The 512-nt window shown below is 76.4% G+C and carries 1 protein-coding gene; it reads right to left on the reverse strand.

Annotation, left to right across the window (positions count from 1 at the left end):
* Positions 1-512 (reverse strand): aldehyde dehydrogenase family protein (locus BZL64_RS19740; RefSeq protein WP_143663226.1); only part of this gene is annotated, 512 nt, incomplete at both ends.

Below are 512 nucleotides of genomic sequence, written 5' to 3' on the forward strand. Positions count from 1 at the left end.
CGCCGTCGATGAGCGGGCCGAGGTGGACCTGTCCGCGGTGCGGGTCGCCGACGGCCAGGGCGTCGGCCTTCGCCGCGAGCCGCTCGACGTACTCCTCGTAGAGCGAGGCGTGCACGAGGTGGCGGCCGGTGGTCATGCAGATCTGGCCCTGGTGGAAGAAGGAGCCCCAGGCGGCGGTGGAGATCACCGCGTCGAGGTCGGCGACCAGGGCCGCGCCCGTCTCGGCGCCGCCCGGCAGGATCTGCAGCAGTCCCTCGGGGAGGCCGGCCTCGGCGAAGACCGCGGCCAGGGACAGGCCGCCGCAGACCGCCGTGCGCGGGTCCGGCTTGAGCAGGACCGCGTTGCCGAGCGCCAGGGCCGGCGCGACCGAGCGGATCGACAGGATCAGCGGGGCGTTGAACGGGGCGATCACGCCGACGGCGCCGACGGGGACACGCCGGGTGTACGACAGCCGGGGGGCCTCGCTGGGCAGGACCTGGCCGGCCGGGCGGGAGGCGAGGGCGGCGGCCTCG

Origin of the sequence: Streptomyces bobili, assembly GCF_002154575.1 — a bacterium.
Lineage (GTDB): Bacteria > Actinomycetota > Actinomycetes > Streptomycetales > Streptomycetaceae > Streptomyces > Streptomyces bobili.